At 35.3% G+C, this 4749-nt stretch carries 6 protein-coding genes; 5 read left to right on the top strand and 1 reads right to left on the bottom strand.

Going from position 1 to position 4749, the window contains the following annotated elements; all coding sequences use genetic code 11:
* The first annotated feature begins 406 nt into the window (after window positions 1-406).
* From Q7P22_RS11125 to Q7P22_RS11110, 5 genes are all read left to right on the top strand, one after another.
* On the top strand, window positions 407-871 hold the full coding sequence (locus tag Q7P22_RS11125; protein WP_303864165.1) for a helix-turn-helix domain-containing protein: 465 nt from the start codon (window positions 407-409) through the stop codon (window positions 869-871).
* Between the two features lies 1 nt (window position 872).
* Window positions 873-1136: a hypothetical protein gene (locus Q7P22_RS11120; protein ID WP_303864163.1), complete on the top strand. Its 264-nt coding sequence runs from the start codon at window positions 873-875 to the stop codon at window positions 1134-1136.
* Window positions 1137-1355: 219 nt separating this feature from the next.
* Window positions 1356-1520, top strand: a complete 165-nt coding sequence (locus Q7P22_RS11115) for a hypothetical protein (protein ID WP_303864161.1) — start codon at window positions 1356-1358, stop codon at window positions 1518-1520.
* A complete protein-coding gene (tenpIN, locus tag Q7P22_RS15010; protein WP_369695528.1) occupies window positions 1481-1804 on the top strand; it encodes a type III toxin-antitoxin system TenpIN family toxin in 324 nt (107 codons plus the stop codon). Before Q7P22_RS11115 ends, tenpIN begins: the two co-directional genes overlap by 40 nt.
* 306 nt (window positions 1805-2110) lie before the next feature.
* Window positions 2111-3028: a hypothetical protein gene (locus Q7P22_RS11110; protein ID WP_303864159.1), complete on the top strand. Its 918-nt coding sequence runs from the start codon at window positions 2111-2113 to the stop codon at window positions 3026-3028.
* A gap of 112 nt (window positions 3029-3140) precedes the next feature.
* Here the strand turns inward: Q7P22_RS11110 and Q7P22_RS11105 are convergent, their stop codons facing one another.
* Window positions 3141-4043: a tyrosine-type recombinase/integrase gene (locus Q7P22_RS11105; protein WP_303864157.1), complete on the bottom strand. Its 903-nt coding sequence runs from the start codon at window positions 4041-4043 to the stop codon at window positions 3141-3143.
* Window positions 4044-4749: the final 706 nt, after the last annotated feature.

The raw sequence follows: 4749 nt of genomic DNA, 5'->3' as shown, positions 1-4749 counted from the left end.
ACTGGTTGAAGACTGCTTTTTAGACGGCGGCCAATTCAACATTAAGCAGATTTTTAAGCGAAAAAAAGATGTACAATCTGATTGGCTACTTAAAGTCATGCAAGTCCCGCAACCAAGGGATTTTGGAGTATAATACGACTGTTTTCGATTGTACATATTTTCCTCGCCTATTCTACATAGGGGTGTAGACTGTCTACAGTAGCCCCTGCTTTGTTTCTCTACGAAAAAATATCTCAATTTAATGCTTTTATGGAAGCTCATAAAGTTAGTTGTTTTTAACTTGATTTTGTCTGAAATTTCATTATAGTGTATAGTGTATAGTGTAGACAGTAGACGTTGTGTGTAGTTAGTAGTTACCTACCGCCTACAACGATGTAGAGGGTCAATGTGTGGAGGGTTGTTGTATATGGAACAAAGGGAATATACCGTGCAGGAAGTGGCGCTAAAGTATGACAAGTCTATAGAAACTATAAGACGCTGGATACGCGCTGGGAAGATGAAGGCTGTCCAAAAAACTGGCAATAACGGGCCGCAATATTTTATAGCGGAAGAGATGTTGAGAGATTTCGAGGAGCAGCAGCAGCAAGAAATAATTGTTGTAGATGGCCACGATCAAAAAGAACCGGCTGAGATTTTAGTCTACGAAAAAATAAAACAGCAGGTGCTGCAAGAGATCGCAAACGAAATTGATAAACGGGTAGACAAAAGGATTACAAAGCTGGAAGAACGCCTGGAAGAGAGGGACAGAAAGCTTACTCAGACGCTACGAGCTACATTGGAGCTCCATCAGCATCAAAATAAATTATTAGAAGAAGAACGAAACACAAGTTGGATTAAAAAAATATTTCGTACCAATAAGGAGAAAAATTAAAATGAAACCTTATTCTATAATTGAACCAGAAGTGGAAACTATCATAAGAGAAATGCAAAAAAAATGCCAAGAGCTTCACCTGGGAAACTGTAGTTTTAATCTCTTTGATAGAGGAAGAAACGCTTTTGCTATGACTGAATTAGAGGGCTACTGGGAGTTAAAGTGTATAACGGAAGACAACACCCGATTCGTAGACATTTATAAAATGACTAGTGACGAATTAATTTTTCAATCCTCAAAAATAGGATACATATACCTATATTAAATAGTACTCTAGTTATAAAATTAAAACTTTTGGTTTACTTTTCGCTATAATTTGATATACTATAAGTGTAAGAAGATCTGATCGTAGAGCCACGATCAGGGTAATCAAAAGAAAGCTCGCTGAGAAGATCTGTTCGTAAAGCGCGATCAGGGTAATCAAAAAAATGCTTACCGAGAAGATCAGTAGAGCCCCTTTTTATAATAAAAAGGGGCTCGTTTTATGGGGGTTAAACTTATCGTGAAGTACATTTTTTTGAATGCACAATTTTATACAGATTATGATCGATTTAATTATCCCGAAATTGAGCGAAAGCACTTAAGACCCTATGCTATGGTAACGATAAAATTAAATGGGATTTTGCTATACCGTTTCGTTCTAAAATAAATCATCCTAATGTATTTTGGACGGACAAGCCTAATCATTGTGGACTTGATTATTCGAAAGCGGTAATTATAGATCAAAAGTACATTGACCCTAGAGTGCCTCGTATCAGAGATTTAGAGCACGAAGCTTTGATAGGCAAAGACTATCAAGTAATAAAAGGATTTAAGCAATATATACATAACTATAAAAAAGCATTAAAAAAACTTGAAGTAAGTAGAAATAGGAGTCTGTGTGGGAAATCCACATTACAATATTTCCATAAAGAGCTTAATATTACTATCTGACTCCGAGATTCTTGGGTCCAGTGTCATTTTAGGTCCATTACGGTCCTTTTAGGTACGTTACGGTCCTTTTAAGTACACTTTGGCAGCCAATCCCGTCGTTCAGGGGACGTTACGGCAGCCAATTAAATACGAGCCCCTCAGCAGATTCAGCAGCGCTACAATTTGTAGCGCTTTTTTGCTTTGATTCTTATTAGAAATATACTTGACTTAAGTAATCTACATACATTATAATAAGGTTAACCTAGTTAACCATTGATAAATAGACATTAATAAGTTAACTATAAATATTGAAAGGTGGTTTTATAAATGGCAGATGTAACTTTTGGTGTTAAGGTGCCGGAAGAACTAAAAGTAGAAATAAGCGAATTAATGCAAAAATCTGGGCAGACAGGTAAGGATTTTATGCAAAATCTGATTGACGGCTATAAAATAGGCAAAGCAAAAGATGCAGTTCCGGCTGTTGCTGAGGACCTAGATGAGTTAACCAAACTTACAAAGCGAATTAATGGCATTTACTTAAATATGGGGTACAGGATAGACACAATAATAAAAGACAAACAGCTTGAAATCAGCGAAATAGAAGAATCAAACAAAAACGAATTAAGAGAGTTAAAAGAGAAGCTACAACATAAAATTGATGAATTGGTTAACCTAAAAGAAGAAAAAGAGGAATTGGTTAACTCACAAATCTATTTGACAGATAGATTAGAAGAAATTAAAAAGTCAGAATTAAACTCAAATGCCCTGGTAGATGAATACCGAGAGAAAAATGATATGCTTACAAGTCTATTAGCAGAGCATAAAGAGTATAAATCTAGAAACATAGTTTTGCTAGAACAAATTAGCGTAGCTGAAGAAGAAAAAAAGCAAATCATAGACCAAATTAAAGATCAGGAGAGGACTATATCTGAACTAAAAGAAGTCGTTATAAAAAAAGAAAAACAAGCAGAAGAAGATTTACAAATAGCTCTCGAAAGAGCCGAAATGAATTGTGAAAAAGCTATTCTGCAAAAAGATAGGGAACATACTGCAGCTCTAAATCAGTTATCTACGAAACACAATGCTCAGATAGAGGAGTATCAGCAAAATTACAAGTCGTTTCTACAAGAAATGAAATCTCTTCGCAGTGAGAACGAGGCAATTGTTAGTGAGTTGCAAGAGAAACACCGTAAAGAGCTCCTGGATCTAGAAAACAAATATATCGATTCTAAAAAAAGAAGTTAAACTAGTATGGACAATCCCATGATACTAATGGTAAGCTGTAAACAGCGTTAATGTTTCCAATATACTTAAACGAAAACAACCCATTCCTGGTGCGAACAGAGGGGGTTGTTTTCTATAGAACGCTACATAAATATCTGCGAGTTACATCCTTGCGATCCTTGCCATGGCCAAGGGCTACGTTTACGTCTTGAAACGCTCTAGCTTTAGCCTTATCTGTAGACAAACCACGAGAAAGATAATACTCTAATTGCCTATTATAAAGGTCTACAGCATACGTATGTCTTAAGCCGTGATGTGTTATAGTTCCATCTGTAGATCTATGTTTGGCGATAAATCTTTGAACTGCTGCCATACACAGGTGAGTTTTTTTATCTCCATCATTTAAAATTCGTGAATTTCCACGCCCTTTATAACTTATAAATTGCCTTAATACATTTCGCGCCTGATCTGTAAGAGGTATATTTCGTATAAGCCCACCCTTGCCCTTTATGCGCAAGAAGCCTTGCTTTAATGCTTTTCTTGCCATAGGATGTGTCATCCGAAAACATTCATGTAATCTGGTTCCCAAAGCTTTAGATAAGGCGATTGAAAAATACACATCGTACCTCTTTTCTACGAGAGCAATTTTAAGCATATTTTTTACTTCTGAATCAGTCCAGGTACGGTCTTTTATATTATCCCGCTCTGGTATACCCAATTCATCATTGTTTGTTTTAAGCCGATACCTTGCATCTCCTATTTGATCATATATAAATCGAATCCCAGACATTTCGGACTTTAAATAACTAGCAGTGCAAGCATCATCAATTTTGTCACTTATATATGAATACACATGCTTATCATTAATATTGCGTATGTTCTGCACCTTGAATTCTTTAGCGACATGCTTACATAAGCGCAGAAAAGCACTTTTATAAGCTGGTCTTGAATTGATCGAAAGCTGATTTATATGTCGATAAAGTTTATCAATTTGGATTTTCAAATTATTGTATATGGCCAAATCTTTATCTGTCACAGCAAACACCCCTTTTAAAATTATGTATAGGAAATTATCTGCTATGAGCAATTTTATGTTTTTTTTTTTTTCTACAAAGCTACAAACAGCTATATTAAGGTTTTTTCTTTCGTATACGCGGCGTAGTTTTATTTTTACGTTTCACTAAAAAATAAAACTACGCCTTTACTACCTACCGTATTAGCGATTTCCAAGGATCACAAGTTGAGCACCAGGACCTCATCTCACACAAAAATATAGTGAGTGCAAAATAACAAAAGCTGAGGTATACACATAAACAATTCAAATTGTCACCGCTCCACATTTTTGATTAAAGTGCTCAAAGCGATAGTGTATTTTTAAAGATTGTTTTAGTTCGTTTCTTCGTTAATGACCGAACATTTAGTAATATCCTCCTTTTTAACTGCTAAGCTTAAGCAGTATCACGCCTAAACAATTCCTCCTTCTTTTTTAAAAATTACTTACAACACACTAAAACTAACATTATACTTTTTATAAAATCAAGTTCTTTTATAAAAGAAAGTTGTAGAAGTTTGAACAAACTTTCCAGTAGTGGATAAATGTTCAATACTAATGCATACTTATCGATTATGATGAATCATCCTATGCGCAGGGTGGGCTTAGACGACTAAAATACAACTTCTATACGGCTTGAGCTGCTGCTATCTAATTCTTATGTTTTGGTGGAACTTTCCCGCACCAATTT

It is taken from the genome of Alkalibaculum bacchi, from assembly GCF_937875145.1.
Lineage (GTDB): Bacteria > Bacillota > Clostridia > Eubacteriales > Alkalibacteraceae > Alkalibaculum > Alkalibaculum bacchi_A.
This window is presented reverse-complemented; position numbering and strand designations above follow the sequence as displayed.